25 protein-coding genes are annotated in these 26,697 nt (G+C 68.2%); 12 read left to right on the forward strand and 13 right to left on the reverse strand.

The annotated features are described in order from the left end of the window. The first annotated feature begins 78 nt into the window (after window positions 1–78). The 3 genes from ACWF0M_RS12900 (at window position 79) to ACWF0M_RS12910 (ending at window position 3,845) form a co-directional block, all read left to right on the forward strand. The gene (locus ACWF0M_RS12900; RefSeq protein WP_452235811.1) at window positions 79–1,275 is read left to right on the forward strand and encodes an RNA-guided endonuclease InsQ/TnpB family protein; all 1,197 of its coding nucleotides are present in this window, start codon (window positions 79–81) and stop codon (window positions 1,273–1,275) included. A 122-nt stretch (window positions 1,276–1,397) separates the two neighbouring features. Further along, window positions 1,398–2,960: an alkaline phosphatase D family protein gene (locus ACWF0M_RS12905; protein WP_452235812.1), complete on the forward strand. Its 1,563-nt coding sequence runs from the start codon at window positions 1,398–1,400 to the stop codon at window positions 2,958–2,960. Between the two features lie 12 nt (window positions 2,961–2,972). Then, window positions 2,973–3,845 (forward strand): galactose-binding domain-containing protein, encoded by an 873-nt coding sequence (locus tag ACWF0M_RS12910; protein ID WP_452235813.1) that lies wholly within the window; start codon window positions 2,973–2,975, stop codon window positions 3,843–3,845. Window positions 3,846–3,848: 3 nt separating this feature from the next. Here ACWF0M_RS12910 and ACWF0M_RS12915 read toward each other — a convergent pair whose 3' ends face one another. From ACWF0M_RS12915 to ACWF0M_RS12950, 8 genes are all read right to left on the reverse strand, one after another. Then, entirely contained in the window at window positions 3,849–4,997 is a 1,149-nt protein-coding gene (locus tag ACWF0M_RS12915) for an ADP-ribosylglycohydrolase family protein (protein WP_452235814.1), read from the reverse strand. After that, complete coding sequence (locus tag ACWF0M_RS12920; RefSeq protein ID WP_452235815.1) at window positions 4,997–6,274, reverse strand: ABC transporter substrate-binding protein; 1,278 nt, start codon at window positions 6,272–6,274, stop codon at window positions 4,997–4,999. Before ACWF0M_RS12920 ends, ACWF0M_RS12915 begins: the two co-directional genes overlap by 1 nt. Window positions 6,275–6,317: 43 nt before the next feature. Beyond that, window positions 6,318–7,151: a carbohydrate ABC transporter permease gene (locus ACWF0M_RS12925; protein WP_452235816.1), complete on the reverse strand. Its 834-nt coding sequence runs from the start codon at window positions 7,149–7,151 to the stop codon at window positions 6,318–6,320. Further along, window positions 7,148–8,068: a carbohydrate ABC transporter permease gene (locus ACWF0M_RS12930; protein WP_452235817.1), complete on the reverse strand. Its 921-nt coding sequence runs from the start codon at window positions 8,066–8,068 to the stop codon at window positions 7,148–7,150. The genes ACWF0M_RS12925 and ACWF0M_RS12930 overlap by 4 nt, the downstream gene beginning before the upstream one ends. Then, window positions 8,065–9,102: a LacI family DNA-binding transcriptional regulator gene (locus ACWF0M_RS12935; RefSeq protein ID WP_452235818.1), complete on the reverse strand. Its 1,038-nt coding sequence runs from the start codon at window positions 9,100–9,102 to the stop codon at window positions 8,065–8,067. Before ACWF0M_RS12935 ends, ACWF0M_RS12930 begins: the two co-directional genes overlap by 4 nt. Window positions 9,103–9,372: 270 nt before the next feature. Next, a complete protein-coding gene (locus ACWF0M_RS12940) occupies window positions 9,373–10,323 on the reverse strand; it encodes a potassium channel family protein (protein ID WP_452235819.1) in 951 nt (316 codons plus the stop codon). Continuing rightward, window positions 10,295–11,407 carry a GNAT family N-acetyltransferase gene (locus ACWF0M_RS12945; protein ID WP_452235820.1) on the reverse strand — a complete coding sequence of 371 codons (1,113 nt, stop codon included), beginning with the start codon at window positions 11,405–11,407 and terminating at the stop codon, window positions 10,295–10,297. Before ACWF0M_RS12945 ends, ACWF0M_RS12940 begins: the two co-directional genes overlap by 29 nt. Before the next feature lie 82 nt (window positions 11,408–11,489). Continuing rightward, entirely contained in the window at window positions 11,490–11,891 is a 402-nt protein-coding gene (locus ACWF0M_RS12950; protein WP_452235821.1) for a hypothetical protein, read from the reverse strand. A 58-nt stretch (window positions 11,892–11,949) separates the two neighbouring features. On the opposite strand from ACWF0M_RS12950, the gene ACWF0M_RS12955 reads away from it, so the two are divergent. From ACWF0M_RS12955 to ACWF0M_RS12970, 4 genes are all read left to right on the forward strand, one after another. After that, on the forward strand, window positions 11,950–12,564 hold the full coding sequence (locus ACWF0M_RS12955) for a hypothetical protein (RefSeq protein WP_452235822.1): 615 nt from the start codon (window positions 11,950–11,952) through the stop codon (window positions 12,562–12,564). Between the two features lie 319 nt (window positions 12,565–12,883). Further along, on the forward strand, window positions 12,884–13,621 hold the full coding sequence (locus tag ACWF0M_RS12960; RefSeq protein ID WP_452235823.1) for an ABC transporter ATP-binding protein: 738 nt from the start codon (window positions 12,884–12,886) through the stop codon (window positions 13,619–13,621). Continuing rightward, window positions 13,618–16,275, forward strand: coding sequence for an ABC transporter permease (locus tag ACWF0M_RS12965; RefSeq protein ID WP_452235824.1), 2,658 nt, complete (start codon window positions 13,618–13,620; stop codon window positions 16,273–16,275). The genes ACWF0M_RS12960 and ACWF0M_RS12965 overlap by 4 nt, the downstream gene beginning before the upstream one ends. Window positions 16,276–16,404: 129 nt before the next feature. After that, entirely contained in the window at window positions 16,405–18,183 is a 1,779-nt protein-coding gene (locus ACWF0M_RS12970) for a glycerophosphodiester phosphodiesterase family protein (protein WP_452235825.1), read from the forward strand. On the opposite strand, the gene ACWF0M_RS12975 is transcribed toward ACWF0M_RS12970, so the two are convergent. Further along, window positions 18,180–19,256, reverse strand: a complete 1,077-nt coding sequence (locus tag ACWF0M_RS12975; protein ID WP_452235826.1) for a carboxylate-amine ligase — start codon at window positions 19,254–19,256, stop codon at window positions 18,180–18,182. The genes ACWF0M_RS12970 and ACWF0M_RS12975 overlap by 4 nt on opposite strands. A gap of 20 nt (window positions 19,257–19,276) precedes the next feature. Here ACWF0M_RS12975 and ACWF0M_RS12980 point away from each other — a divergent pair, with 20 nt between their 5' ends. Together ACWF0M_RS12980 and ACWF0M_RS12985 are read left to right on the forward strand one after the other, a co-directional pair. Further along, window positions 19,277–20,014 carry a HipA family kinase gene (locus tag ACWF0M_RS12980; RefSeq protein ID WP_452235827.1) on the forward strand — a complete coding sequence of 246 codons (738 nt, stop codon included), beginning with the start codon at window positions 19,277–19,279 and terminating at the stop codon, window positions 20,012–20,014. Then, window positions 20,011–20,385, forward strand: coding sequence for a DUF3037 domain-containing protein (locus tag ACWF0M_RS12985; protein ID WP_452235828.1), 375 nt, complete (start codon window positions 20,011–20,013; stop codon window positions 20,383–20,385). Before ACWF0M_RS12980 ends, ACWF0M_RS12985 begins: the two co-directional genes overlap by 4 nt. Here the strand turns inward: ACWF0M_RS12985 and pgm are convergent. The 3 genes from pgm to ACWF0M_RS13000 are packed head-to-tail and all read right to left on the reverse strand — an operon-like array spanning window position 20,382 to window position 23,884. Next, a complete protein-coding gene (pgm, locus tag ACWF0M_RS12990; protein ID WP_452235829.1) occupies window positions 20,382–22,007 on the reverse strand; it encodes a phosphoglucomutase (alpha-D-glucose-1,6-bisphosphate-dependent) in 1,626 nt (541 codons plus the stop codon). The genes ACWF0M_RS12985 and pgm overlap by 4 nt on opposite strands. A 23-nt stretch (window positions 22,008–22,030) precedes the next feature. Beyond that, complete coding sequence (locus ACWF0M_RS12995; protein WP_452235843.1) at window positions 22,031–23,500, reverse strand: fused MFS/spermidine synthase; 1,470 nt, start codon at window positions 23,498–23,500, stop codon at window positions 22,031–22,033. 27 nt (window positions 23,501–23,527) lie between these two features. Then, the gene (locus ACWF0M_RS13000) at window positions 23,528–23,884 is read right to left on the reverse strand and encodes an MmcQ/YjbR family DNA-binding protein (protein ID WP_452235830.1); all 357 of its coding nucleotides are present in this window, start codon (window positions 23,882–23,884) and stop codon (window positions 23,528–23,530) included. A 168-nt stretch (window positions 23,885–24,052) separates the two neighbouring features. Between ACWF0M_RS13000 and ACWF0M_RS13005 the strand changes: the two genes are divergently transcribed. Both ACWF0M_RS13005 and ACWF0M_RS13010 read left to right on the forward strand, forming a co-directional pair. Then, the gene (locus ACWF0M_RS13005) at window positions 24,053–24,586 is read left to right on the forward strand and encodes a hypothetical protein (RefSeq protein WP_452235831.1); all 534 of its coding nucleotides are present in this window, start codon (window positions 24,053–24,055) and stop codon (window positions 24,584–24,586) included. A gap of 146 nt (window positions 24,587–24,732) precedes the next feature. After that, entirely contained in the window at window positions 24,733–25,221 is a 489-nt protein-coding gene (locus tag ACWF0M_RS13010) for a hypothetical protein (RefSeq protein WP_452235832.1), read from the forward strand. 75 nt (window positions 25,222–25,296) lie between these two features. On the opposite strand, the gene ACWF0M_RS13015 is transcribed toward ACWF0M_RS13010, so the two are convergent. Next, window positions 25,297–25,848: a YceI family protein gene (locus ACWF0M_RS13015; RefSeq protein ID WP_452235833.1), complete on the reverse strand. Its 552-nt coding sequence runs from the start codon at window positions 25,846–25,848 to the stop codon at window positions 25,297–25,299. 224 nt (window positions 25,849–26,072) lie between these two features. On the opposite strand from ACWF0M_RS13015, the gene ACWF0M_RS13020 reads away from it, so the two are divergent. Then, a complete protein-coding gene (locus ACWF0M_RS13020; protein WP_452235834.1) occupies window positions 26,073–26,561 on the forward strand; it encodes an FBP domain-containing protein in 489 nt (162 codons plus the stop codon). Window positions 26,562–26,697: the final 136 nt, after the last annotated feature.

Here is a 26,697-nt window from a genome sequence, read left to right on the forward strand (position 1 = left end):
CTGCGAGGCCGAACGAAACCGCGACTCCCTCCCCTCGAAGAAGCGGGACTGTCGGTCCCGGCTGGTTGAGTATCTGGCATGTCTCGCTTCCGGCTGTACCCGACTCCCGAGCAGGGGACTGCATTGCTGCTGCAGTGCGGTCATGCGAGGTATGTCTGGAACCTCGCACTCGAGCAGTGGTCGATGTGGACCCGCGACAAACGGCCAGCGCCTCGGTACGTCGAGCAGGCGCGGCAACTGACCGAGGCGCGGGCGGGTTTCGACTGGCTTCGCGCCGGCTCGCAGACAGTTCAGCAGCAAGCGCTCCGCGACTTCGACCAGGCTGTCAGGAACTTCCACGCCGGCACTCACCGACGTCCGACCTGGCGCAAGGCTCGGCTGCATGAGGGTTTCCGCGTCGTCGGCGGCCAGGCGTCGAGGATCTTGAGGCTCAACCGGAAGTGGGCCGTGGTCAACGTCCCCAAAGTCGGTTGGGTTCGGTTCCGCGTGTCCCGCGCTGTACCCGACGCCAAGTCGTACCGCATCTCTCGCGACCGGACCGGACGCTGGCACATCGCCTTCGCAGCGATCCCGCCACCCATCCCGGCACCCGGCTCGGGCGAGGTCGTTGGAGTGGACCGCGGCGTGACCACCTCGGCCGCCCTTTCGACGGGAGAGCTTCTGTCGTGTCCAGGGTTTTCGGACGGCGAACTGAAGCGCCTCAAGCACTTGCAACGTCGCCTGGCCCGCTGCCAGCGCGGCTCCAACCGCCGGCAGCGAGTCAGAGCCGCGATCGCCGGGCTCCACGCCCGCGCCCGTGGCCGCCGCAAGGATTGGGTCGAGAAGACCAGCACCGACCTCGCCCGTCGCTTCGACATCATCCGTGTCGAAGACCTGCGCGTCGCCCAAATGACCAGCCGCCCCAAACCCAAGCCTGACCCGGCACGTCCCGGTGCCTACTTGCCGAACAAGCGCCGGGCCAAGGCAAGACTCAACGCTGGTATCCGAGCCAGCGCCTGGGGACTGCTTGTGGAGCGATTGGAGCACAAAGCCCTGGGCCGGGTCGAAAGAGTGAATCCTGCGTACACGTCGCAGACCTGCAGCACCTGCGGGCACTGCGCACCGGAAAGCCGCAAGAACCAAGCGGTCTTCCGATGCGTCGCCTGTGGTCACCAGGCCAACGCCGACGTGAACGCAGCCGTCAACATCGCGGCCGGACGGGCCGTGAGCACACGTCGAGAGACGCCAGTACAGGTCTCGCAGAAGCGTGAACCTCAACTCGCCACCTCCGCGTAGCAGTTGAAATCCCTGTCGTTCGCGGCGGGGAGGACGTCAACGCACTGCTTCCTTCCCCCTTGTTGCGCCAGGCGAAACGCGCACCTGGATCGTTCTCTCGGCGCGGGCCGATACTTCGGCCGATGGTCACCCGCCGCAGCTTCCTGACCGGCGCCGCCGCCGCGCTCGCACTCTCTGGCAACCTCCCCGATCTCGTCGATGCAGCAGGAATATCGCATCGCACCGACAAAAGGCCGCTCTTCACCCTCGGCGTCGCCTCGGGCGACCCGCTGCCGGACGCCGTGGTCATCTGGACCCGGCTCGCACCCGGTCCGCTCGAACCGTTCGGCGGTATGGACGACCGCACCGTGAACGTCGAATGGGAGGTCGCTGAGGATGAGACGTTCCGCAGAGTGGTACGTCGCGGCACGGCGCACGCCGGTCCGGAGTACGCCCACACGGTGCACGTCGACGTACGCGGGCTGCGTCCCTGGCGGCACTACTTCTACCGATTCCGCGCCGCCGGTCAGATCAGTCCGGTCGGTCGGACGCGGACCGCGCCCGCGCCCGCGCCGTCCGACGAGCCGGCGGTCACGATGGCGGTCGCGTCCTGCCAGGCCTTCTACGACGGGTTCTACACGGCGTACCACGACGTCGTACGCCGGGAGCACGATGTCGTGCTGTTCCTCGGTGACTACATCTACGAGGTCGGCGTCGGACCGACCGCCGGCGTACGGAACCAGGCTGTCCGGGCCGACTTCGCCGGCGAGATCTTCACGCTCGACGAGTACCGGGCCAGGTACGCGCTGCACAAGACCGATCCCGACCTGCAGGCCGCGCACGCGGCGGCGCCGTGGATCGTCACCCTCGACGACCACGACGTCGAGGGCAACTGGGCCGGGTACGTGTCCGAGGACGGCCTTCCGTACGACGACTTCCTGGTACGCCGGGCCAACGGGTTCCGCGCATACTGGGAACACATGCCGCTGCGTCTCGACCAGTCCCCCGACGGCCCGTCGATCCGCTTGCATCGCCATCTTCGGTACGGCCGTACCGCCGACCTGAGCGTCCTGGACACGCGGCAGTTCCGCGACGACCAGACGAGTACCGGCGGTTGGCTGCCGCCGGACGAGGTGTCGACCGACCCGGCCCGCACGATCACCGGCGACGCTCAGGAACGCTGGCTCCTGGACACGCTCGGCCGGTCGACCAGCCGTTGGAACGTCGTCGCTCAGCAGGTCGCGATGGCCCAGCTCGACCGTAAGACCGGTCCGGCTCTCGAGCTCCCGATGGACACCTGGAACGGGTACGCCGCATCCCGCGACCGCGTGCTCTCCGGCGTCCGCGATCAGGAGGTGCGCAACTTCGTCGTACTGACCGGAGATCTGCACCGCAGTGTCGCCTCCGATCTGCGGGTGAACTTCGCGGACCCGTCCACTCCGGCGGTCGGGACCGAGTTCATCACGACGTCGATCTCGTCCGGCAAGGACGGTGTCGACGCCGACGCGACCGGACGTGCGCTGCTGGCCGAGAACCCGCACGTCAAGTACCAGAACCAGCGCGGCTACCTCAGCTGCCGCCTCGACCGCACCCAGTGGACGTCCGAGTTCCGCATCGTCGACCGCGTCGTCACACCCGGCGGTACGGCGTCCACCCGCGCCACCCTGGTCGTCGAGGACGGCCACCCCGGAACCCACCTCGCCTGAACGGACCCGCCCATGAACGGACGCTTCCCCGCCGACTTCCCTGCCCGCTTTCCTGCCCGCCTCGGCCCGCGCGGCGCTGCTCTCCTCGTCGCTCCGCTCGCCCTGCTCGTGCCGGCCATCGCCGTTGCCAGCAGCAACAACCACGTGGATATCAGCGCGACGCCACAACCGGTCGAGGTCGTCCCACTGCCCTGCTTCCCGGCCGGCAAACTCACCCTCGGCATGACCGACACCGGCCGCAAATCGACGATCGCCGATATGCGGGTGACCGGGGACTCCGCGCTCACGCTGTCCCGGCGCCAGTTCTCCAGCTACCTGCCCGTCGACCAGCTCGTCAAGGCCCCGCTCGAGATCGCCGTCCCGCGCGGCACGGCGCCCGCGACGCACACCGTCGACCTGACCGTCGGGAAGGAGCGTCTGCAGGTGCCGGTCGTCATCAAGCCAGTCCCGGCCCGCGACAACGTGCTGCTCGGCGAGCAGGCCGTCGCGTCGTCCACCAACGGCAACATGCGGCTGTGCGGTGGCGTCGACGGCAACGCCGACTCGGCGCAGTGGGGTGCCAGCGGCTGGCACGACAACACCAAGGGCGTCTTCCCCGACACGTACGGCGTCGACTTCGTCCAGCCCACCACGATCGGCCGGGTCGTCGTCCAAACCCTCGACTCCACCACCTACCCGGCCGCGGTCATGGGCCTCCGCGACTTCGACGTACAGCTCCGGAACAACGGCGAATGGACGACCGTCCAAGAGGTCCGCGGGAACACCACGGGACGCCTGACCATCACCTTCGAACCCCGCGCGGTCGACGCCGTCCAGCTCGTCATCCGCGACTCCAACGACCACGGATATTCGCGGATCGTGGAGTTGGAGGCCTACAGCAACTGACATTCAGACCAGCGCGTCCACTGCCGCCGTACGCCGGGCCCACCGCTCGGCGTCGGCCGCCCGGATGTCCTGCACGACCGACGCCATCACCAGACCGGGCTGCACCAGGTCGGTCTTGCTCGCCTCGGCGATCTGGTCCGCCCACTCGGCCGGTACGCCGTCCTGTCCGCTCAGCGCCCCTGTGATGGCGCCCGCCATCGACGCGATCGAGTCCGCGTCGCGGCCGTAGTTCGTGCCGCCCAGGACTGCCCGGCGTACATCTCCGTCGGAGACCAGGACGAAGCCGAGCGCCACCGGGAGTTCCTCGATCGCCTTGGTACGGCTCGGGCGGCGGGCGTCCATCGACAGGTCACGGTAGTTCGGGCCGACCGTGTCGTAGGGCTCGATCGCCTTGCGCAGCACGGGAATCGCCTGTTCCCAGTCGGTCAGGCCGTCGGCTGCTTCCGCCACTGCCTCGACGGCCCTCCGAGTGCCGTCCTTGGCCAGCTGCAGTGCCGCTTCGACCGCCGACGAGGCCGTTGCCCCAGGCACCATCGCGGCGGCGACGGCGGCCGCGAACACGCCGGCCGCCTCCCGCCCGTAGCTCGACTGGTGCGCACCCGCGACGTCGAGCGCCTCGGCGTACGCACCCTCGGGATCGCCCGCGTTCGCGATCCCGACCGGCGCCATGTACATCGCCGCTCCGCAGTTGACGATGTTGCCGACGCCGGCCTCGCGCGGATCGACGTGCCCGTAGTGCAGGCGGGCGACCAGCCACTTCTCGGCCAGGAACACCCGCTGCAACAGCAACGCGTCCGCCTCGAGCTCGGGGACCCAGCGGGTCCCCTCGATCATCTTCGGGACCAGCGACTCGGCGACCGCGTAGGCGTCCAGGTGCGACCGGCGTTCGTCGTACACCTCGACCAGCGCATGCGTCATCAAGGTGTCGTCGGTGATGTGCCCGTCACCCTTGTGATACGGCGCGATCGGGCGAGCCGTCCGCCAGTCGTCGTACCACGGGCCGACGATGCCGGTCACCCAGCCGCCGTGCCGTTCCCGGATCGCCTCCGGGGTCCAGCCCTCGACGGCTCCACCGATCGCGTCACCGACCGCGGAGCCGACGAGGACGCCGACCGCCTTGGATTGCAGAGTGGTGCTGGTCTTGTCCTGCATCAGTTGTTGACCTGACCCCATCCGTCGCTCAGTTTCTTGCCCAGCGCCGCCGCGTCGGTCTTGTTCGCCAGGTACTGCTGGAACGCCGGCGTCGCGATCTGATCCTTCCACTGCGGGTAGTTCTCCACGCTCTGGAACGGCGCCTTGGTCAGCTCGGAACCGCTGGCCAGGATCTGCTGCCAGCCGTTCTTGCCGCCGGTCGCCTGCTGGACCGCGTCCCGGGCCGCCTGCGTGGTCGGGATCAGCCAGTCGCCCTGACCGACCGCGGCGAGGTTCTCGGCTTTCATGAAGTAGTCGATGAACTTCGCCGACTGCTCGATGTGCTTGCCCTCGGCCGGTACCGACAGCGTCTGCGGGTTCGCGGCCTGCTTCGTGCTGGTCCCCTTCAGTGGCGGCAGTACCTCCCACTGGAAGGTCTTCGGCGCCTCCTCGAGGATCTGCTGCGCGACGTAGTTGCCGGCCACAACCATCCCGTACTTGCCGGCGTAGAACCCGGGCAGTACGTCGGAACCGCTCTGCGTCAGCGAGGTCGGGTCGATCGACTTGTCGTCGTACGCCATCGCGTGGATCCGCTTCGGCACCTCGAGCTCGGCGTCCCCGACGGTCGCCTTCGCGTCCTTGCCGGAGCCGTCGAAGAACTTCGCGTCGAAGTTCAGGCCGAGGTTCAGCATCGTCGCGGTCGGGCTCTTCAGGCCCCAGCCGAGACCGTACTTACCACCCGCGGTGAGCTTCTTCGCGTCGGCGGCCAGGTCGTCCCAGCTCAGCGAGTCACCGGTCGCCGTGATCCCGGCCGTCTTCAGCGCCGCCGAGTTCGCGAACACGACGTACGACTGCAGCAAGGTCGGGGCGGCGTACACCTTGCCGTCCTTGGAGACCGTGTCCCAGACGCCCTGACTCACGGCGTCCTTGGTTCCTTGGCTGAGGTACGGCGAGAGGTCCGCGAGGTAGCCCTGGTTGATGAAACCGGTGATGTCGGCCGACTCGTCGTGGATGATGTCCGGCGCGGTCCCGCCCTGGAACTGGGTGACCAGCTGGTCGTGCACCGAGTCCCAGCTGCCCTGGACGTACTCGACCTGGATGTTCGGGTTGGCGGCGTTCCAGTCCGCGACGATCTTCTTCGTCGCGGCGACCGTCGTCTTCTGGAAGGCGAGGCTCTGGAACTTCAGCGTCACCTTTTCGTCCGAACTACTACTCGAGCTGTTGTTGCTGTTGCCCCCACACGCCGCGAGCGCCACCAGAGCGCCCGCCGCGAGCAACGCGGTCATGACCTTCTTCATTACCTCTCCTAACCTTCCCTTTTCTTTCTTTCTTTTCTTCTTCTCAACCCTTGACCGCGCCGCTGAGCAAACCGGAGGTCAATCGGCGTTGGAGGAAGGCGAAGAACACGAGACTTGGCACCGTCGCGAGGACCGAGGCGGCTGCCAGCGGACCGAACTGCACCTGGCCCTCGGCACCGACGAAGCGGGCGAGTACCAGCGGAAGCGTTTTGAGTTGTGGATCCTGCAACAGGACCAGGGCGAAGAAGAACTCGTTCCACGCCGAGATGAAGGTGAACATCGCGGTCGCGATCAGCCCCGGCCGGAGCAGCGGCATCACGATCGAGACGATCGTCCGGATCCGGCCGGCGCCGTCGACGGAGGCTGCTTCCTCCAGTTCGCGCGGCACCGCGGCGACGTACCCCTGCAACATCCACAGGGCGAACGGCAGCGACCAGACCATGTAGACGATCACGACACCGGGGATCGTGTTCGTCAGGTGCAACGGACGCAGGATCATGAACAGCGGGATCACGATCAGGATCACCGGGAACACCTGGCTGACCAGGATCCAGCCGTTCGTCAGCGGCCGCAGCCGGCTGCGGAAACGGGCCAGCGCGTACGACACCGGGAGCGCGACGATCAGCACCAGGATCGTGCTGTAGATCGAGATCTGCAGGCTGTTACCGAGGCCGCGGACCAGGCCCTGTTCGTTCAGCGCGTCACTGTAGTTGGACAGGTCGAAATGCTTCGGCAGCAGGCTCGGCGTGATGCTGGCGAACTCCTGCGGCGACTTCAGCGAACTGGAGATCAACCAGAGCAGCGGGAAACCGAGGAAGACCAGGTAGCAGATGACCGCGATGTACTGCAGGGCGCGGACGCCGGAACGAGTTCTCATGCCTCGCTCCGCAGCCGGTTCCGCAGGTAGAAGAACAGGAACGCGATGATGATGACCACCATCACGTCACCCATCGCCGCGGCCATTCCGAAGTTGCCGTAGCGGAACGCCTCGTTGTAGGCGAACAGCATCGGCAGCATCGTCTTGCCGCCCGGGCCGCCGGCCGTCAGTACGTACACCAGGCCGAACGAGTTGAAGTTCCAGATCATGTCCAGGCTGGTGATCGCGACGATTACAGTGCGCAGCTGCGGCAGCGTGATGTTCCAGAACTGGCTCCAGGTGCTCGCGCCGTCGACCGCCGCCGCCTCGTAGAGGGTGCGGTCGATGCCCTGCAGGCCGGCCAGCAGCGTGATCGTGGTCATCGGCATGCCGACCCAGATCCCCACCACGATCACGGCCGGCAGCGCCGTACCGAAGTCGCCGAGGAAGTTGATCGGGTGGTCGGTGAAGTGCAGCTTCTGCAGGACCTCGTTGACCGGGCCGTTGGTCGGGTGCAGCAGCAGGCGCCACATGATCGCGACCACGACCGGCGGCATCGCCCACGGGATCAGCGCGAGGGTACGGGCGACGCCGCGGAACTTGAGGTTGGTGTTCAGCAGCAGCGCGAGGCCGAGCGCGGCGACGAACTGCAGGATCGTCACCGACAGGGTCCAGATCACGCCGATCCGGAACGAGTCCCAGAACAGACTGTTCTGCAGGAGCTTGCCGAAGTTGTCGAAGCCGACGAAGTTGGTGTCCACATGCAGCCCGGCGCGGGCGTTGGTGAAGCCAAGCGCGATCCCGCGGATCAGCGGGTAGACGCTCAGGATCAGCACCGGCAGCAGCGCGGGCAGGAACAGCAGGATCGCCTCGCGGTTGACCTTCGGCCTACCGGCCTTCTTCTTCACCGGCGCCGGCGCTGTGAGAGTCGCCGTCACGGGGTGGACCTCCTGATACTCAGGGACGGCTGTACGACGATCCGCCGCGGGGCCCGTTCGTTGTCCTCGATCCTTGCCAACAGCAACTCGGCCGCCCGCCGTCCCCGCTCCGCGGACCCGAGGTTCACACTCGTCAACGGCGGAAAACTCTGCTCGGCCAGCTCACTGTCGTCCATCCCCACCACCGCCACGTCCCGCGGCACCTCGAGCCCCACGGCAGCCAACTCATGCATCAACCCCACCGCGAGCAGATCGTTCGCACAAATCACCGCATCGCACCCACCGCTTACGTCCGAAGAACTGTGGTCTCCGACCCTCACATCTTCGGACGTAAGCGAGAGCAGTCCGGGGGCCGCGGCGCGGCCGGCCGCGAAGGTGAAGTCGGCGGCCTCGGCGACCGCGACCGGCTGCAGCGCGTGCGCGCGCAATGCATCCGCGAAGCCCTTCGCACGGGCGGCGCCGGGGACCGTGTCGGGCGGGCCGTTCAGGAAGGCGATCCGTCGGCGGCCCTTCGCGACCAGGTGATCGAAGGCGAGCAGCATGCCCTTGGGTGAGTTGGCCCGGACGGTGTCGACGCCTGCTTTGGCGGGGACGTTACCGGCGACCACCACCGGCACCTCGCACTCGCGGATCGACTTCACGAGGTCCTCGTCGACGCGGATCGGGCTGATCAGCAAGCCGTCGGCGTACCCGCGCGCCATCCCCCGAACCAGCGCGACCTCGTCCACGACGTCCTGCCCGGTCGTCGTGACCACCAGACGGTATCCGGCCGCGGAGACGACCTCCTCGACCGCGCGCATCATCGTCACGTACACCGGGTTGCCGACGTCCGCGACCGCTAGCGTCAGCTGGAACGTCCGCCCGACCTTCAGCGACCGCGCCCGCGCGTCCGGCACGTAGCCGAGCTCGTCGACCGCCCGCTGGACCCGCTCGATCATCTCCTCGGTGGCCGGCAGCCCGTTCAGCACGCGCGACACCGACGCCACCGAGACCCCGGCCGCCCGGGCCACTCCAGCGATCGTCGGACGGCTCACGCCGACCTCCTGTAATCGTTCTTGTAATCGTTTACACGCCCGACACTAAACCGCCACACAACCACCGTCAACACCAACTACCCACCGACCCCGCCCCGCAACCGGACCGTGACCCGCCCCCGCCCGGCCCGACTTTGAGCCCTCACCAACCGTCGACCCACAACCTTGGGCCCCCACCAACCGTTTGCGACGGGCAAAAGTGGTTGGTGGGGGCCCAAAGTTGCGCTGTGCGGGGCGTGCGAGTGCGGGGCGGGCGCTGAGGCGCAGGTGTTACTCGTCGTCCTCGTCGGCGCCGGGGCGTTCGGCCCAGGGGGTTTCCTTGGCGGGGCGGACGACGATGAGTTTGTCGCCGGCGGCCAGGACCGAGACGTTCGAGTCGTAGTAGCGGTGCACCTTGCCGTCACGGACGACCGACACGACACGGTCGGGTAGGGCGGACGGCGGCTTCCCGACCTCGCGGCCGAGGACCGGGCGCTCGGCGACCTCGAGACCCTCGCCGTACGTGAGCAGGTCCTCCATCACCTCGCCGAGGTTCGGGCTCACCGAGGTCAGCCCGAGCAGCCGGCCGACCGCCTCGGACGAGGTGACCACCGCGTCCGCGCCGCTCTGCCGGAGCAGCGGCACGTTGTCCTCCTCGCGGACCGCGACCACGACGTGCGCGTTCGGGTTCAACTGCCGCACCGCCAGCGTCACCAGGACCGCCGAGTCGTCCCGGTCGGTCGTCACGATCACCTCGCGTGCGGTCATCACCTCGGCACGACGCAGTACCGTCCGGTTCGTCGCGTCGCCGTGGAACGCGGCCATCTGGTCGTTGCCCGCGTCCCCGATCGCCGTGGCGCGCGGATCGATCACCACGATCTGGTCGCGCTTGACCCCGTTGCTGATCAGTGTCTGTACGGCGGCGCGGCCCTTGGTGCCGTAGCCGACGACGATGGTGTGGTCCTTCATCCGTTTCCTCCAGCGCGTGTCGCGCATGATCCGGCGACCCTCGTTGGCCAGTACTTCCAGTGTCGTACCGACCAGAACCACCAGGAACGCGATCCGCAACGGGGTGACGATGAAGGCGTTCACCAGCCGGGCGAAGGGTGTCACCGGCGTGATGTCGCCGTACCCGGTCGTGGTGAGCGTGACGGTTGCGTAGTAGATGCTGTCGATCAGGTCGACGCGGCCGTCATAACTGTCCTTGTACCCGTCACGGTCGACCACCACGATCAGCACCATCAGGGTCAGCAGCCCCAGCGCGACCAGAAATCGGCTGAAGAGCTGAAAGAGCGGCGAGCGCGTGCTCGCGGGCAGGTTGACCAGCAGGCCGTGCGGATTGCGGCCGGTGGGAAGGGGTGGCACGGTTCAGACGATATTCCACCGGCGGCCGATCCACCGCATGCGACAGGCTCCGGTCGGACAGTGCGACACTCACCATCAGACTGTCGCCGTCCCGAATCACCCGGGACCGCATCCGCAACCGCTCGAGGGTGCGGAGCATCGCGTGGTTCTCCGGCTGCACCATGCAGACCACCCGGTCGGCGCCGAGTATGCGGGCCTCCTCCACCACCTGGCGCAGGAGCCGCAGCCCGAGTCCCTGGCCCTGCCACCCGTCCTCGACCAGTACGGCGACCTCCATCGTCGTACTGCCCAGCTCTTCCCACGGCGCCGCGGTCGCCATCCCGATCACGGCGCCCTCGACGCACGCGACGGTCGACACGCCACCGGCCGGCGCGGACAGGTGCCGCGCGGTGCGGGAGGTGAGCTTCGGCATCGGCACGTGGTACCGCCGGGTGCGGCTCTCGTACGAGCACCGCTCGTGCATCGCCACGACGGCGTCGGCATCCTCGACGGTCGCCGTCCGCAGCTCGGGCACGACGCCGCTACCGGGCCGCGGGCCTTCCGGCGTGTCGAGCCGTTCGGCCAGCCGCCCGGCGATCTCGACCAGCACGTCCGCGCGGGCCCATTCGGCCGGGGTGTACTCGTCGAAGCCCTGCAGGTTGCCCAGCTCGTCGTCGACGGACACGGGGTCGTCGATCAGCCGCAGTACGGCGCGCAGGTACCGGGTCGGCGCGTCATGCAGTACGTCGGCCTGGCACGGGCGGACCGTCGTACGGGCACAGCCGGCCTCCGCGACCAACGCGGTCAGGTCGTCGGCAGTCCAGCCGACGCCGGTGGAGACGACCAGCTCGTCGACCGCACCGGTCTCGGAGGTGAAGACCTCCAGGTGAAGGATGTTGATGTCGTCCGCACCACACCGTGCAGCGAGTTCGGCCAGCGCACCGGGCCGGTCGGCGAGTTCGGTCCTGATCTTCCAGAGCATGCGGACGCCCTCCCTCGTGGAAACGTCCTTCCACTGTGCGTCCCGCCTGTTGCCCGGCCGGGTCCGGAATGTTACGCCCGCGTCAACGTTTCCGGCGGACCTTGGGAAGGATTTTCGACTTCCGGGCCGCCAGGACGACGGCGGACTCGCGCTTGTCCAGGTCCGCGTGCCGCAGCAGCTCGGGATAGGCGCTCTGCGGTACGGCGGGGTACGTCGTCACGATTGCGTCGCCGGAGAACACGAAGAAGATCGCCTGACCGTCCTTGATCACCTTCAGCAGGGACCCCTCGCGCACGGTGAGAGCGTGCTCGACCGCCTTCCGGCGCGCGGACCGCTTCGCCCACGCGGCCTGGACCGCCTGCTGCGCGGGCTCCCGGCCGTGCCGGACCGCCTCGACGACGAGCGGCCCGTACCGCACGCCGTACTTGACCACGCTCTTCGCCAGCTTGCCGCTCCGACCAGCCCCGCCTGCTCCACCCGCCATACGCCGAGCGTACTGACCTCACCGGGTCGGCATGCGGACCTTCGGCCGGTCAGGCACCATGGAGGCCGTGAGTACCCCCAATCCGCGCCGGCCGATCCTGCCCGGTAACAAGCTGTTCGAGTCGCTGCCCGGTGCCGCCGATCCGGCGACCGTGACCGAGGCCGCGCACCGGACCGCCGAGCTGCTGGTTCGCGGGGTGCGCAAGTCCGAGGACACCGAGGTGCACGCGCGGGTGGTGAAGCTCGCCGACGAGTACGGTCTCGACGAGCTCGCGGAACTCTGGTCCGACTCCCCCGCCGACTCGCTGCCGGGGGCGCTCTGGCGGCTGTACGTCCTGCGGTCGTGGGTGCACTCGAATGCCGAGGCGGTGTCCCGCGAGTTCGCCGGCGGCCGCAAGTACGCCGAGGTGCACGCGGTCGTCGCCGGCGTCGCCGAACCACCGGGCCCGGCCGAGGTGCGGGACATGGTGGACGCCGTACTGCGGGGTGTCGCGACCGGTGATTTCGCGACGACCCTGGACCGCGCGGCGGCGTTCGCGCGGATCGTGGCGACCGGCCGGGCGCACCTCGCCGACGAGGGCCACGAACAGGTGCTGTCCGCGTCGAAACTGGTCGAGACCGCTGATCAGCTGCAGACCGCGGCGCGTGCCGAACGCGCCGGGAGCCTGTGGTAGTTGCGTCCGGCGCCTAGCGATGTTATAGCGTCTCGCGGCCTGGAATCTCAACAGGACAAGGGGTTTGAGCACCCGCTACACTGTTCGAGGTGTCGGGCCGGTGCAAGCCCCGGGTCCCAAATTAAGCCGCTACGAGCGGCCACGCGCCGTGAGGCGCTTCCCGGTCCGGCACCCTTGACTCCCCGGCTCGATCTGAGCAGATCAGGGTTCTGCCCGGGAAAACCCCCTATCGATCCAGCCTGAAGACGAGCAGACTCGGTGGAAGTTGTTGACCGGTCTGCTGGGGGGACCGCTGATCAGCCAGGGAGGGCGATCGGCAATGGAGGGGACAGACTCAGTTGTGCACGCGCAAGAGGTCGTGCGCGTGTACGGCGAAGGTGATACCGCGGTGCGTGCGTTGCACGGCGTGGACGTGGAGATCGAAGCCGGGCAGCTGACGGCGGTGATGGGGCCGTCGGGGTCGGGGAAATCGACCTTGATGCACATCTTGGCCGGCCTGGACCGGCCGACGTCGGGCTCGGTGATGATCGACGGTATCGAGATCACGACACTGGGCGACGACGCGCTGACGAAGCTCCGCCGGCAGCACATCGGCTTCATCTTCCAGTTCTTCAACCTGCTGCCGATGCTCAGCGCGCGGGACAACATCCTGCTGCCGCTGACGATCGCCGGTGAGAAGGCGGATCCGGAGTTCTTCGACACCCTGGTCGAGCGGGTCGGGCTCGCCGATCGCCTCACGCACCGGCCGGCCGAGCTGTCCGGCGGCCAGCAGCAGCGGGTCGCGATCGCGCGGGCCCTGGTGTCGCGGCCGACGGTGGTGTTCGCCGACGAACCCACCGGCAACCTCGACTCCCGGACCAGCGGCGAGATCCTCGACCTGATGCGGTCCTCGGTCGAGTCGTACGGGCAGACGACCGTGATGGTGACGCACGACGCCAAGGCGGCCGCGATGGCCGACCGGGTGCTGTACCTGGCCGACGGCGAGATCGTGAAGGAGACCGGGCGATCCAGTCAGCACGAGATCCTGCAGATCATCGACACGCTGGACCTGCAGTGATCAAGTTCGCGCTGCAGGGACTGCTCGCTCGCAAGCTGCGGACGGCGCTGACCGCGATCGGCATCGTCCTCGGCGTCTCGCTGATCTCCGGCACCTATGTCCTCACCGACTCGATCTCCAGTGCGTTCGACTCGATCTTCAGCCAGAACTACAAGAACACCGACGCCGCGATCACCGGGAAGTCCGCGTTCGACCTGTCCGACGACGGGACCCAGCAGGCTCCGCCGTTCGCGGCCGACCTGCTGCAGAAGGTCCGGGACCTGCCGGACGTGGGCGCGGCCGGCGGCGCGGTGAACGGCGAGGCGCAACTGATCGGCAAGGACGGCAAGGCGATCGTCTTCGGCGGCGCGCCGAACCTCGGCTTCAGCATCGATCCGTCGCTGCCGCAGTTCAATTCGCTCAACCTGGTCAAGGGCGGCTGGCCCGCGGCAGGTGAAGTGGTCATCGACACGAAAACCGCCGCGGAGAAGGGATTCCAGGCCGGCGACACGATCGGTGTCCAGGCCCGCGGCGCCGTGGAGCCGATGCGGATCTCCGGCCTGGTCAGTTTCGGGGCGGTATCGTCCATCGGCGGCGCGACCCTGGCCGGCTTCGACCTCGGTACGGCGCAGCGGCTGTTCGACAAGTCCGGGAAACTGGACCAGATCCTGATCGCCGCCAAGAAGGGCGTCGACCGGCCGCAGCTGCTCGCGGCGGTCCAGAAGATCCTGCCGCCCGCGACCCAGGTCCGCAGTGCGGAGGACCAGGCCGCCGAGGACGCCGCCGGTACGAGCGCGTTCCTGAGCTTCCTGCAGACGTTCCTGCTGGTCTTCGGCGGGATCGCGTTGTTCGTCGGCTCGTTCGTGATCGCGAACTCGCTGTCGATCACGATCGCCCAGCGCACCCGCGAGTTCGCGACGCTGCGGACCCTCGGCGCCGCACGCCGGCAGATCCTCGGCACCGTCGTCCTCGAGGCGCTGGTGACCGGCATCGTCTCGGCCGTCGCCGGGTTGTTCTTCGGTCTCGCGATCGCGACCGGGCTGTTCAAGCTGTTCGACGCGATCGGTTTCACCCTGCCGAACAACGGCCTGGTGTTCCGGACGCGGACCATCGTCGTCGCGCTCGTCGTCGGCGTGGTCGTGACCGTGCTGGCGAGTCTGCGGCCGGCCATGCGCGCCACGCGCGTACCGCCGATCGCCGCCGTCCGCGAGGGCGCGGCGCTGCCGCCCGGGCGGTTCCACCGGTACCGGTCGATCGGTGCCGTGGCCGTGGCCGTGATCGGCATCGCCACGATCCTGGTCGGGCTGTTCGTCGACGGTCTGGCGACCAGGACGTTGCTGATCCTGCTCGGTCTCGGCGTCCTGCTGCTGTTCGTCGGCATCGCGTCGTTCTCCGCGCGGCTCGTCCGGCCGATGGCCGCCGTCTCGGATCCGGTGGCGCGCTGGTCGGTCGTCGTACTGACGGCGATCGCCTGGCCGTTCGTTCTGTTCCCGCTGTGGCTGATCCGCCGGCTGTTCGGGCGGGCGGCCGAGTTCCCCGGCGTACTCCCCGACGGTCCCGCGGTCACGCTCGGCGGGCAGAACAGCCGGCGCGACCCACGCCGTACGGCGTCGACGGCCGCCGCTCTGATGATCGGGCTCGCGCTGGTGACGCTCGTCGCGACGCTCGGCGCCGGGATCATCAAGCCGTTCGAGGACGCGGTCGACAAGATCTCCAGCTCCGACTACGCGATCACCGCGCAGAACAACTTCAGCCCGTTGCCGCCGACGATCGCCGCCGCGGTGGCGAAGGTGCCGTCGGTGACGGAACTGACCAGTGTCCGCGCCGGGCAGGCCAGGGCCTTCGACAAGACGATCTCGGTCACCGCGATCGACGAGACGGCCCCCAAACTGCTCCGGTTCGACTGGCGCTCCGGATCCCAGGAGTCGCTGTCCGAACTGGCGCCGAACGGCGCGATCGTCGACGCCGGTTACGCGGACGAGCACTCACTCGTCCTGGGCTCGACCTTCCAGATGCAGACGGTGACCGGGAAGCTGCTGCCGCTCACGGTGCGCGGCATCTTCAAGCCGCCGGCGGGTGGGTCGCCGTTCGGCAACGTGACGATCGCGACCGGCACCTTCGACTCCACGACCACCCAGCCGCAGAACGTCTACAGCTTCCTGAACATCCAAGGCGGAGTCACGGCGGCGAACACCGCCGCGCTGAACGCCGCCCTGGCCTCGTTCCCGAACGCCAAGGCCGTGACCATCGAACAGTTCAAGAACAACCAGACCGACGGCATCAGGAGCTTGCTGAACGTGCTCTACGTGCTGCTGGCACTGTCTGTCCTGGTGAGCCTGTTCGGCATCGTGAACACGCTCGTCCTGACCGTCTTCGAGCGGACCCGCGAACTCGGCATGCTGCGCGCGATCGGCCTGACTCGTGGGCAGGTGAAACGGATGATCCGCCAGGAGTCCGTGATGACGGCGCTGATCGGCGCGGTGATCGGGATCGTCCTCGGGCTGGTTCTCGCGTCGCTGCTGGCCGCGCGGCTGGACGAGATCAGCTTCACCGTTCCGGTCGGCCAACTGGTCGCGTTCGCCGTCGTCTCGGTCGTCGTCGGCATCGTCGCCGCGATCTGGCCGGCCCGGCGCGCGGCGAAACTCGACCCGCTGGAGGCACTGCAGTACGAGTAGGAGCACGAGCCGCCCGTAGCTGTCTGGTAACCGGTGGTCCGCTTGTCGGCTACCTTCGCGAGGGCGTGGGTACTTCTGCGGCAGAAAGCCTCAGGAGCGTCCGCCCACACCCCTCCGGAAGGACCCCTCATGCGCCGCCTGCCCCGCGCGCTCCTCCCGTGCGCGCTGATCGCCGGACTGCTGCTTCCGGCCGCCCCGGCCGCCGCCACGCGCGGTGACTTCGACATCCAGGCCCACCGCGGCGGCCTCGGCCTGACCGTGGAGAGCACGATCGCGTCGTTCTCGCACGGTCTCGAACTCGGCGTCAGCACCCTCGAACTCGACGTCCAGATCACCCAGGACGGGTACGCCGTGGTGACCCACGACCGCAAGGTCACGGGCAGCAAGTGCCGCGACACCGCGCCGTACACGCCGGGCGATCCGGAGTACCCGTACGTCGGCAAGTTCATCAACACGCTCTCGCTGCAGCAGGTGAAGCAGCTCGACTGCGGCTCGCAGACGCTGCCGAACTTCCCCGGCCAGCAACCCGACCCGGGCGCCCGGATGCCCGAGCTGCGGGACGTGTTCGCGCTCGTGCACCGTTTCCACGCGTACGGCGTGAAGCTGAACGTCGAGACCAAGGTCGAGGCCGGCGCGCCGTCGGAGACCGCGCCGCGCGAGCAGTTCGTCCAGGTGGTCGCGAGTGAGATCCGCAAGGCGAACATCGCCCGGCAGGTGACGATCCAGAGCTTCGACTGGGGTTCGCTGATGCGGATGCACGAGGTGATGCCGCAGCTGCCGCTGGTCGCGCTCGACAACTTCGACTTCCTGCAGGTCGGCAAGCCGGGCAAGTCGCCGTGGCTCGGCGGCATCGACATCGACGACTTCGGCGGCGACCCGATCAAGGCGGTCAAGTCGTTCGGCGCCTCCGCGATCTCGCCGGTCGACGGGTTCCCGCAGGGCGGCAAGATCACCGACCCGGCGTTCCGGCCGTACTTCACCGCGGACAAGGTGAAGGCGGCGCACCAGGCCGGGCTGAAGGTGATCCCGTGGACCGTCGACGACCCGGCGACCCTGCAGTGGTTCGTCGAGCAGGGCGTCGACGGGATCATCAGCGACTACCCGGACCGGGTGCGCGACGTCGTACGGGCCAACAACCTCAAGCTGCCGAAGTCGTACGACGCTCCGGCCGTCCGGGCCCTGCAGTCGGCGCACGCGCACAACGACTACGAGCACCGGCGGCCGCTACAGGACGCACTGGACCGTGGGTTCAACAGCGTCGAGGCGGACGTGTGGCTGGTCGACGGTGAGCTCCGGGTCGCCCACGACCTCGCGGACGCGAAGCCCGGCCGCAACCTGGAGAGCCTGTACCTGAAGCCGCTGGCGGACCGGGTCCGCGAGAACCACGGTCAGGTGTACAAGCGCGGTGGCGGATTCCAGTTGCTGATCGACATCAAGAGCGACGGACCATCGACGTACGCCGCGGTCGACAAGGCGCTGGCGAAGTACCGCGGGATCAGCACCATCTTCGTCAACGGACGGGTACTCACGGGCGCTGTCACCTCCGTCATCAGCGGCAACCGCCCGCTCGACGACATGAAGGCGCAGAAGGTTCGCTACGCCGGGTACGACGGACGCCTCGCGGACCTGCAGTCCGGGATGCCGGCGTCCTTCATGCCGCTCGTCAGCGACAACTGGACGAACGTGTTCACCTGGCAGGGCGTCGGCCCGATACCCGAGACCGAGAAGACCAAGCTGCACGACCTCGTGACCGCCGCCCACCACGCCGGCTACAAGGTCCGCTTCTGGGCCACCCCCGACGTCCCCGGCGCCGCCCGCGAGGCCCTCTGGCGCGAACTCGTCACCGCAGGAGTCGACTACCTCAACACCGACGACCTCCACGGCTTGGAGGACTTTCTCAGGACCTAAGGCTTGACCTCCGTGAGGGTGACGACGTCGTTGCCCTCACGGAACGCCCTCCGTTGTTTGATCGCACCGTTTCCCTCGCGCAACGACCGTTCGACACCGTCGCGCACCAGGTCGACCGCGTCGAGCATCTGCAACACCGGCTCGACGTACCGGAACAGCTGATCGATCACCTGGGCCATCGGCATCGCCTCCGCGGTCAGGACGTCGAGGCCGCGCGCAGTGAGCCCGTCCCGCGCGGCCAGCCAGTACGCGGCCCGCAGTACCTCAGGCTCCAGCGTCGGGCCCTTCGCGCCGTCCTCCAGCGCGGTGAGCACGACGGCGCGGACCAGGGTCGCGATCAGCACGGACTCGTCCACCGTGAGCGGGATGTCGCTGACGCGCACCTCCACCGTCGGGAGGTGCGACGACGGCCGGATGTCCCAGTAGACCATCTGTTCGTCGATCAACGTGCCCGCCGCCAGGTGCATGGCCACCAGCGCGTCGTAGTGTTCGGCCGACTCCAGGTACGGCGGCGGGCCGGCGCTCGGCCACCGCGTCGTCATCAGCCAACGCCAGCTGGCGAAGCCGGTGTCCCGACCGAGATAGATCGGTGAGTTGGCACTGAGCGCGAGCAACACCGGCAACCAGGGACGCAGGTAGTTGCTGACCTTGGTGGCCGTCTCCTTGTCCGGCACGCCCACGTGGACATGACAACCGCACACGCCTTGCTCACGCGCCAGTAGACCCCACTCACGGACCAGAGCTTGGTACCGCGGCTTTCTCGTGATCGACTGCGCCGCCCGTCCGTGCGGAGGCACTGCGATGGCGAGCAGCAGGGCACCTGCCTCCGCGGCCGCCGAAGCTAGCCGGGAGCGCATCCGGAGCAGGTGGCCGCGGAGTTCGTCCGCCGTCGTGCAGACCGGCGTGTTGATCTCCACCATCGCTCTGGTCAGTTCCAGCGCAACGTCCAGCTCTCCGGCGTCCGCAACCACTGCTTTGCTCCGTGGCAGCGGGTCACCGGAGGCGGACACGAGGAGTAGCTCTTCCTCCACTCCGAAGGACGGAAGCTTCACCGTGAACCGGTACCCACTCACTAACGGCTAGAGTCTCCCGCGTGAGTCTGCCTGTGGTTACCGCCACCCGCTACGTGCTGCCGTTGCGTGAGGGTGGGTCGTTGCCTGGTGTTGTCGAGGGCAACGATCTCGGCACGTACGTGATCAAGTTCCACGGGGCCGGGCAGGGCCCGAAGGCGCTGGTTGCCGAGGTGATCGTTGGTGAGCTGTTCCGGCGGCTCGGCCTGCGGGTGCCGGAGCTGAAGCTGATCGAGCTCGACCCGGCGATCGGCAAGTCCGAACCGGACTTCGAGATCCAGGAACTACTGATCCGCAGCGCCGGGCTGAACCTCGCCGTCGACTTCCTGCCGGGCTCCTTCGGGTACGACGGATCGGCCGGCAACCCCGGTGACGACGCGATGGCCCGGATCCTCTGGCTGGACGCGTTCGTCGCCAACGTGGACCGGTCGTGGCGGAACACGAACATGCTGGTCTGGCACAAGAACCTGTGGCTGATCGACCACGGAGCCGCGCTGTACTTCCACCACTCGTGGATGTCGGCGGAGAAGTTCGCTTCGCTGCCGTACGACGCCTCGGACCACGTCTTCTCGGTTGCGGTACCTGGGGTCGCGAAGGTGGACGCCGAGCTGGCTGCGGCGATCACGCCGGAGCTGTTGACCGAGGTGATCGGGCTCGTGCCGGACGAGTGGCTCGGCGAAGGCGACCGGGAGCGGTACCTAGGCCATCTGCTGGCGCGGCTGGAGAACCGGGCCGCGTGGATGCCGGGAGGTGCGCAGTGAAGCCTTTCGACTACGTGATCCTGCGGGCCGCGCCGCGCATCCAGCGGGGTGAGTTCATCAACGTGGGCGCAGTGCTCTACTGCCGGGCCTTGGACTACCTCGGTGCTGGGTGGGACGTTCTGCCCGAACGATTGCGCGCCCTGGACCCAGCAGTAGACGTTGACGTTGTGTGTGCGTCGCTGGATCAGATCCGCGCTATCTGCGCGGGCGATCCGGCGGGCGGGCCGGCGGCAGGCACCACGATCAGCGAGCGCTTCCGGTGGCTGGCTGCGCCCCGCAGTACCGTCGTACATCCCGGACCGATCCACAGCGGGATCACCATCGACCCCGCTGCGGATCTGGAGCGGTTGCTGGACGCGTTTGTGCGCTAAGCCTCGAGCGCCGACGACACGACCTCGCGGGCCTGCTCGAAGACCTGCTCCAGGTGCTCGGCGCCCTTGAACGACTCGCCGTAGATCTTGTAGAGGTCCTCGGTGCCCGACGGGCGTGCCGCGAACCACGCCGACTCCGTGGTGACCTTCAGCCCGCCGATCGCCGCGTCGTTGCCAGGAGCGTGCGTGAGCCGGTCCACGATCGGCTCACCGGCCAGCTCGGTCGCCGTGACCGCATCTGCCGACAGCGCCGCCAGCTTGGCCTTCTGCTCACGGGTGGCCGGTGCGTCGACCCGCGAGTACGCCGACGCGCCGAACCGCTCCACCAACTTGGCGTGCGCCAGCGACGGCGTCTCACCGGTCACTGCGGTGATTTCACTCGCCAGCAACGCCAGCAGGATCCCGTCCTTGTCCGTCGTCCACACTGTGCCGTCGAAACGCAGGAAGCTCGCACCGGCCGATTCCTCTCCCCCGAAGCCGACCGAGCCGTCCACCAGACCAGGTACGAACCACTTGAAGCCGACCGGTACCTCCCACAGCCGCCGGCCGAGGTCCGCGACCACGCGGTCGATCAGCGACGAAGAGACCAGTGTCTTGCCCACAGCGACGTCAGGACCCCACTGACGGTTGCTGAACAGGTAGGAGATCGCGACGGCCAGGTAGTGGTTCGGGTTCATCAGTCCGGCGTCCGGCGTGACGATGCCGTGCCGGTCCGCGTCCGCGTCGTTCCCGGTCGCCACGTCGTACTTGTCCCGCTGCGCGACCAGCGAGGCCATCGCGTACGGCGAGGAGCAGTCCATCCGGATCTTGCCGTCGTGGTCCAGCGTCATGAACGACCAGGCCGGGTCGACCCGCGGGTTGACCACGGTCAGGTCGAGGTCGTGCCGTTCGGCGATCGCAGCCCAGTAGTCCACGCTCGCACCACCGAGCGGGTCGGCGCCGATCTTCACGCCGGCGTCGCGGATCGCCGCCAGGTTCAGCACCGACGGCAGGTCGTCGACGTAGTGCCCGACGAAGTCGTAGTCCCCTGCCTGTTCACGGGCCTGCTCGAACGACTTGCGGCGTACCTCACGGTTGTCGCCGGCGATCAGCTGGTTGGCGCGGTCCGCGATCCACTTGGTCGCGTCGGAGTCCGCGGGGCCACCGTGCGGCGGGTTGTACTTGATGCCACCGTCACGCGGCGGGTTGTGCGACGGCGTGATGACGATGCCGTCCGCGTCGGCGCCCGCGCCGCGGTTGAGCCGCAGGATCGTGTGCGACACCGCAGGCGTCGGCGTGAGCCGGTCGGCGCTGTCCACGAGCGTCTGTACGTCGTTACCTGCCAGCACCTCGAGCACTGTCCGCCAGGCCGGCTCCGAGAGGCCGTGGCTGTCCCGGCCGACGAGCAGCGGCCCCGTCGTACCCTGGCCGGCCCGGTACTCGCAGATGGCCTGTGTGATCGCCAGGATGTGCGCCTCGTTGAAGGCGCTGTCGAGACTCGAGCCGCGATGGCCCGACGTACCGAAGACGACCTTCTGGGCGGGGTTCTCCACGTCCGGCGTCAGGTTGCCGTACGCCGCCAGCATGGCGTCGACGTCGACGAGGTCCTCGGGCTGTGCTGGCTGGCCTGCGCGTGGGTGCATGACCACATGCAACCACAAGAAGCTCAGCCGCTGTACGGCGTGAGCAGCTGGTCGACGGGCGCGTAGTCGTCGGTCAGGACCGGTGCGTCGCCGACGAAGCTGTCCGGCCGATCGAGGACGCCCATCGACGGTCCGAGGTGGCCCGCGATCGCCGGTACGTCGATTGGCTTGTCGGACGCCGCCACCACGAAGTTGCCACCGGCGTGGCCGGACAGCTCGTCCTTGCGCGCGATCACCGCGACGTACGGGAAGACCGCCTGCACTGTCTTGATCTCGGCCTTCGCGAACTTGGCGGCGCCGTAGTCGATGACGTTGACCAGGTAGAGCCCGTCCGGCCGCAGAACACGTCGTACGTCGGCCACCAGCTCACGGGTGGTCAGGTGCCAGGGCACGGAGAGCCCACTGAACGCGTCCATCAGGACCAGGTCGCGGCTGTCCGTCTCCTCGTCACGTACGCCGAGCCGGCCGTCCTGCACGGTGATCGCCAGATCCGGGCCGGTCCGGACGCCGAGCTCCCGCTTGTCGAGCTCCACGACGGCCGGGTCGATCTCGTACACCTGGTGGTTGCTGCCGGGCCGGGTCGCCGTCACGTACCGCGTCATGGTCAGACCGCCACCGCCGACGTGCATTGCGTTCAGCGGCCGTCCCTCGGGCCAGGTGCCGTTGATGGCGGCCGCGAAGCTCTTGATGTACTCGAACTCCAGGTAGGTCGGATCCTTGAGGTCGACGTACGAGTGCCGCGCCTGGTCCAGGTACAGCGTCCGCCCGCCCTCCCGGTTCGGGTCCGCGACGACACGAGCGCAGTGGTACGCCGTCTCGACCTCACACGGCCGCGGCGCGACAAGGGTCAGCGTGGCGCCGACGATCGCGAGAGCGACCGGCTTCACCGCTGCCTGCACACCACGCAGCAGGAAGGTCAGTGCGGCACCTACAACCACCAGGATGGCGCCGAGGGTCAGAACGATCGTGCTGATCGGAACGGTCGCCACGAACACGAACCCGGTCAGCACAGTGCCAACGATGCCGCCGACCGTGGCGTACGCGGACAGCCGGCCGACGACGGTGCCGGTCTGCGACAACGTGTCCAGCCGTAGCTTCGTCACCATCGGTGTGACGGCCGCCAGAAGTGACGCGGGCGCGAACAGCGTGACGGCGAGGACCAGGAAGACCAGTTCGCTCGCGCCGCCCCGGAGCGCTTCGCCCGTCCAGCGGACCACCGGGAGGATCAGCATCACCAGCGCCCCGGCGAGCAGGAACAGCGGGCCGAGGGTCCGCTGCGGCGGCGCCACGTCCGCGAAACGTCCACCCAGCGCCGCACCGGTCGCGATCGCCGCCAGTGCGACACCGATGACCGCGGTGTTCGTCTCCAGCGTCAGGCCGATGTACGGCGCCACCAGCCGCAGCGACACGAGCTCCAGCACCATGACGGCGGCCGAACTCCCGAACGCGAGCGCAATCGCCAGCTTCTGACCAACCGGCCCACCCTCACTCATGTGCACCCAGGTCACCCTATAGAACTGTCAGACCTCGTCGAGGCGGGCGATGAGGGTCTTCGGGGCGATCTGGCGGTACGCCGTCTCGACCAGGTCCTCGAAGTGGTCCCAGTCCACGTCGACGTCCAGGTACACGCCGAGCCAGCCGCGATGACCGACGTACGGCGGCCGGTAGAAGTGGTCGGGGTCGTCCGCGACGAGCGACTCCTGCACACCGGGTGGCGCGGCCATCCACACGCCGAGGCGGTCGTCGTGGTGGTGGTCGGCGTACATGACGAAGGTCTTCTTGTCGCGGACGAACCAGGTCGGCTCACCGTGACTCGGTCGCTCGGTCACCTCGGGCAGTGCGAGGCACAGACTGCGTACGTGCTCGAGAACATCCATCCGCTTAGTGTCCCCAGCCGCAGCACGTCGGTCTGGGGTACGAGTGTGATCCAGGTCACAGTGACCACGATGCGTGTCGCCGCGTTACACGGTCAGTGCCGAACGGTGTGCTACGCCACCGGCGGCGCCAGCGGTGAGTCCAACAGGAGGTACTCGGACACCATGCGCATGCGGAACCTGGCTGTGACCGCCACGCTGACCTCGGTTTTGCTGCTCCCCGGCTGCGGCAACGAGGCCGACAGCACTGTCGCCGCGGCGGCGCCTGCCGCGCACAAGGCGGCCCGGACCACGACCACCGACGAGGCGGCCGGCTCCGACGACCCCGTGCTGAACGCGTACTACACGTACCGCGTCGCGCTCGACGTCATGATGCGCAGCGGCGGCAGCAAGACCCAGCAACTGGAGCCGGTGATGACGCCCGCGATGTTCGGGGCGATCAGCGCGCAGGCGAAGTACTTCCGGACCCACAAGCTGCACAACACCGGCAACACCAAAGTGCTCTGGGCGAAGCGCACCCTGGCGTCGAACAGCGTCATCGTCAGCGCCTGCTACGACACCTCCGCGGCCCGCACCGTGAACGTCCGCGGCCGCGGCGTACTCCCGAACACCACCCCGACCCGCTGGCTCGACCAGATGCGCGTCCTCAACCAGCAGTCCACCTGGATCGTCGACGGCGGCACCACCACCCCAAACGCCTGCTGATCTTCTCCACCTCGGCACCCCCCACCACCGCTCTTCTCCACCTCGGCTTTATGCCAGTGGGATCACGATTCCGTGGCCACCCGATTCCGCCGCGTAGACCCGGGCAAACTCACGTGTGAGTGCCGGCTAGGTCGAGGGGTCCACCGATGATCGACACGAGTTTTGCTCGTTGGCTGCCGTTCGTCGGCCGCCGCCGTACGACGGAATTGCTGCGGCCACGCGGTACGAGTTCGCGCGTCAGCAGACTCGCGGCGCAGTACGACGCCGAGGTCGACGAGGCCCTGCAACGCCTGTGGCCGAAGGCGCGGATCTACCACGACCGCGAGTTCACCCGGGACCGCGCCGACTTCCTGCTGGTGGTCCGCGGCCGCGGCGTGATGATCGAGACCAAGGTGAAGAGCGACCCCGGCCTGTTCCGCGGCTCGACCCTCCCGCCACTCCTCGACCGGCTCCAGCGCGACGGCCGGCGTCTCGTCGTACTCGTCAACCAAGGCGACCCCACGCCGGCCCGTGACCTGATCAGCACCAAGCTTGGCGACAAAGGCCGCATCGTGGTCTGGTCCGGTCCGCACCACGACACCGACCTCCACCAGGCCGTCGAGTCACTCCTCCAGCAAACGACCCGCCACGCCTGACCCGCACTGGAGACATGCGGCGGGGGCGTCGAACAGCTCGTGAGCTGTCCTACGCCCCCGGCGCTTGTTCGCAGTTCAGGCGTTCTTGATCGCCGAGACCTCGAGTTCCAGCGTGACCTTCTCGCTGACCAGTACGCCGCCGCCTTCGAGCGCTGCGTTCCAGCTGACGCCGAAGTCCTTGCGGTTGATCACGACCGAGCCCTCGAGGCCGAGCCGCTGGTTGCCGAACGGGTCGGTCGCCGTCCCGGTGTACTCGAACGTGACGTCGACGGACTTGGTCACGCCACGGATCGTCAGATCCCCGGTCACCACGAACTCCGCGTCCCCGGCCGGCTTGACCGCGGTCGACACGAAGGTGATCTCCGGGTTCTCGTCCATCGCCAGGAAGTCGTTGCTGCGCAGGTGGTCGTCGCGCTGGCTGTTGCGGGTGTTGATGCTCTTCGCCTGGATCGTCACCTTGCCGGACGAGTTCGCCGGGTTCTCGCCGTCGACGTGGAACGAGCCCTCGAACTCGTCGAACGCGCCCCGAACCTTGGTCACCATCGCATGCCGGGCACTGAAGCCGATCCGGGTGTGGGAGGCGTCGAGGGTGTAGTCACCGCTGAGCGCGGCGTACTCGCTGGACATCGCGGATTCCTCCAGAAAGATAGTTGAAGTTTAGACAATACAGAGTTCACCCTTAGCGCCCGGTTGTCTACCCCTCACCCGGCGTGTCCGAGTTGCGGACCCGATCCAACCGGAAACCGGACACGTCGCCAGGGCTTACCGTTGCCCCCAGCAACGGAGTTAACCGGTTGCGCGGGCCTGGGCCGGACTTGTCTCATGGGTGGTCGAAGATCGGAGGATCCGTCGTGGAACCGCTCAGCGCCGAGGACATCAGGCGCTCGTTCGTCAACTCGTCCAAGAGCCAGGTCAAGGCGCTGGCGCTGCCGCCCAAGTTCACCGAGCTGCCCTGGGAGTCGCTGGACTTCCTCGGCTGGCGCGACGGCAAGGCGCCGAACCGCGGCTACCTCGTCGTACGGCGGGACGCGGGCGTCACCGGGATCGCGGTCAGCACCCAGACGTCGGGCGCCGCGCGCCGGTTCGCCGGGCTGTGCGACCTGTGCAACACCGCGCATCACGTCAGCGACGTCGCGTTGTTCGTCGCCCGGCGAGCAGGTTCGGCCGGGCGGGTGGGGAACACGGTCGGGATGTACATCTGCGCTGACCTGGCCTGCTCGCTGTACATCCGCGGCCTGAAGGACCTCGACCTCCCGCAGGGCGAAACCGCCACTGCGGAGGTCCGGGCGGAACGTCTCGCGACGCGCCTGGAGAGTTTCGTCCAGCGCGTCCTCGGCTGACGTCCGGAGCACCTGGGGGTGTCTGATGGTTCCGCGCCGTCGCGAGGAGGTGCTCGGTGCGGTAGCTCGGCGTGCGGGGGCGAAGGTCTCGATGCGGAGCATCGTGGCCTTTGCACCCGTGCGGCGAGGTGCCGTG

Source organism: Kribbella sp. NPDC055110 (genome assembly GCF_053607525.1).

Excerpts from the sequence above, each read along its gene's own strand:
- ACWF0M_RS13005 (WP_452235831.1), top strand. The coding sequence starts at position 24,053 with ATGCGGAACCTGGCTGTGACCGCCACGCTGACCTCGGTTTTGCTGCTC.
- ACWF0M_RS12900 (WP_452235811.1), top strand. The coding sequence starts at position 79 with ATGTCTCGCTTCCGGCTGTACCCGACTCCCGAGCAGGGGACTGCATTG.
- pgm (WP_452235829.1), bottom strand. The coding sequence starts at position 22,007 with ATGCACCCACGCGCAGGCCAGCCAGCACAGCCCGAGGACCTCGTCGAC.
- ACWF0M_RS13000 (WP_452235830.1), bottom strand. The coding sequence starts at position 23,884 with ATGGATGTTCTCGAGCACGTACGCAGTCTGTGCCTCGCACTGCCCGAG.
- ACWF0M_RS12915 (WP_452235814.1), bottom strand. The coding sequence starts at position 4,997 with ATGCAGGACAAGACCAGCACCACTCTGCAATCCAAGGCGGTCGGCGTC.
- ACWF0M_RS12940 (WP_452235819.1), bottom strand. The coding sequence starts at position 10,323 with ATGGTGCTGATCGTGGTGGTCGACCGTGACGGGTACAAGGACAGTTAT.
- ACWF0M_RS12970 (WP_452235825.1), top strand. The coding sequence starts at position 16,405 with ATGCGCCGCCTGCCCCGCGCGCTCCTCCCGTGCGCGCTGATCGCCGGA.
- ACWF0M_RS13015 (WP_452235833.1), bottom strand. The coding sequence starts at position 25,848 with ATGTCCAGCGAGTACGCCGCGCTCAGCGGTGACTACACCCTCGACGCC.
- ACWF0M_RS13010 (WP_452235832.1), top strand. The coding sequence starts at position 24,733 with ATGATCGACACGAGTTTTGCTCGTTGGCTGCCGTTCGTCGGCCGCCGC.
- ACWF0M_RS12905 (WP_452235812.1), top strand. The coding sequence starts at position 1,398 with ATGGTCACCCGCCGCAGCTTCCTGACCGGCGCCGCCGCCGCGCTCGCA.
- ACWF0M_RS12960 (WP_452235823.1), top strand. The coding sequence starts at position 12,884 with ATGGAGGGGACAGACTCAGTTGTGCACGCGCAAGAGGTCGTGCGCGTG.
- ACWF0M_RS12920 (WP_452235815.1), bottom strand. The coding sequence starts at position 6,274 with ATGAAGAAGGTCATGACCGCGTTGCTCGCGGCGGGCGCTCTGGTGGCG.
- ACWF0M_RS12925 (WP_452235816.1), bottom strand. The coding sequence starts at position 7,151 with ATGAGAACTCGTTCCGGCGTCCGCGCCCTGCAGTACATCGCGGTCATC.
- ACWF0M_RS12955 (WP_452235822.1), top strand. The coding sequence starts at position 11,950 with ATGGAGGCCGTGAGTACCCCCAATCCGCGCCGGCCGATCCTGCCCGGT.
- ACWF0M_RS12950 (WP_452235821.1), bottom strand. The coding sequence starts at position 11,891 with ATGGCGGGTGGAGCAGGCGGGGCTGGTCGGAGCGGCAAGCTGGCGAAG.
- ACWF0M_RS12995 (WP_452235843.1), bottom strand. The coding sequence starts at position 23,500 with ATGAGTGAGGGTGGGCCGGTTGGTCAGAAGCTGGCGATTGCGCTCGCG.
- ACWF0M_RS12910 (WP_452235813.1), top strand. The coding sequence starts at position 2,973 with ATGAACGGACGCTTCCCCGCCGACTTCCCTGCCCGCTTTCCTGCCCGC.
- ACWF0M_RS12945 (WP_452235820.1), bottom strand. The coding sequence starts at position 11,407 with ATGCTCTGGAAGATCAGGACCGAACTCGCCGACCGGCCCGGTGCGCTG.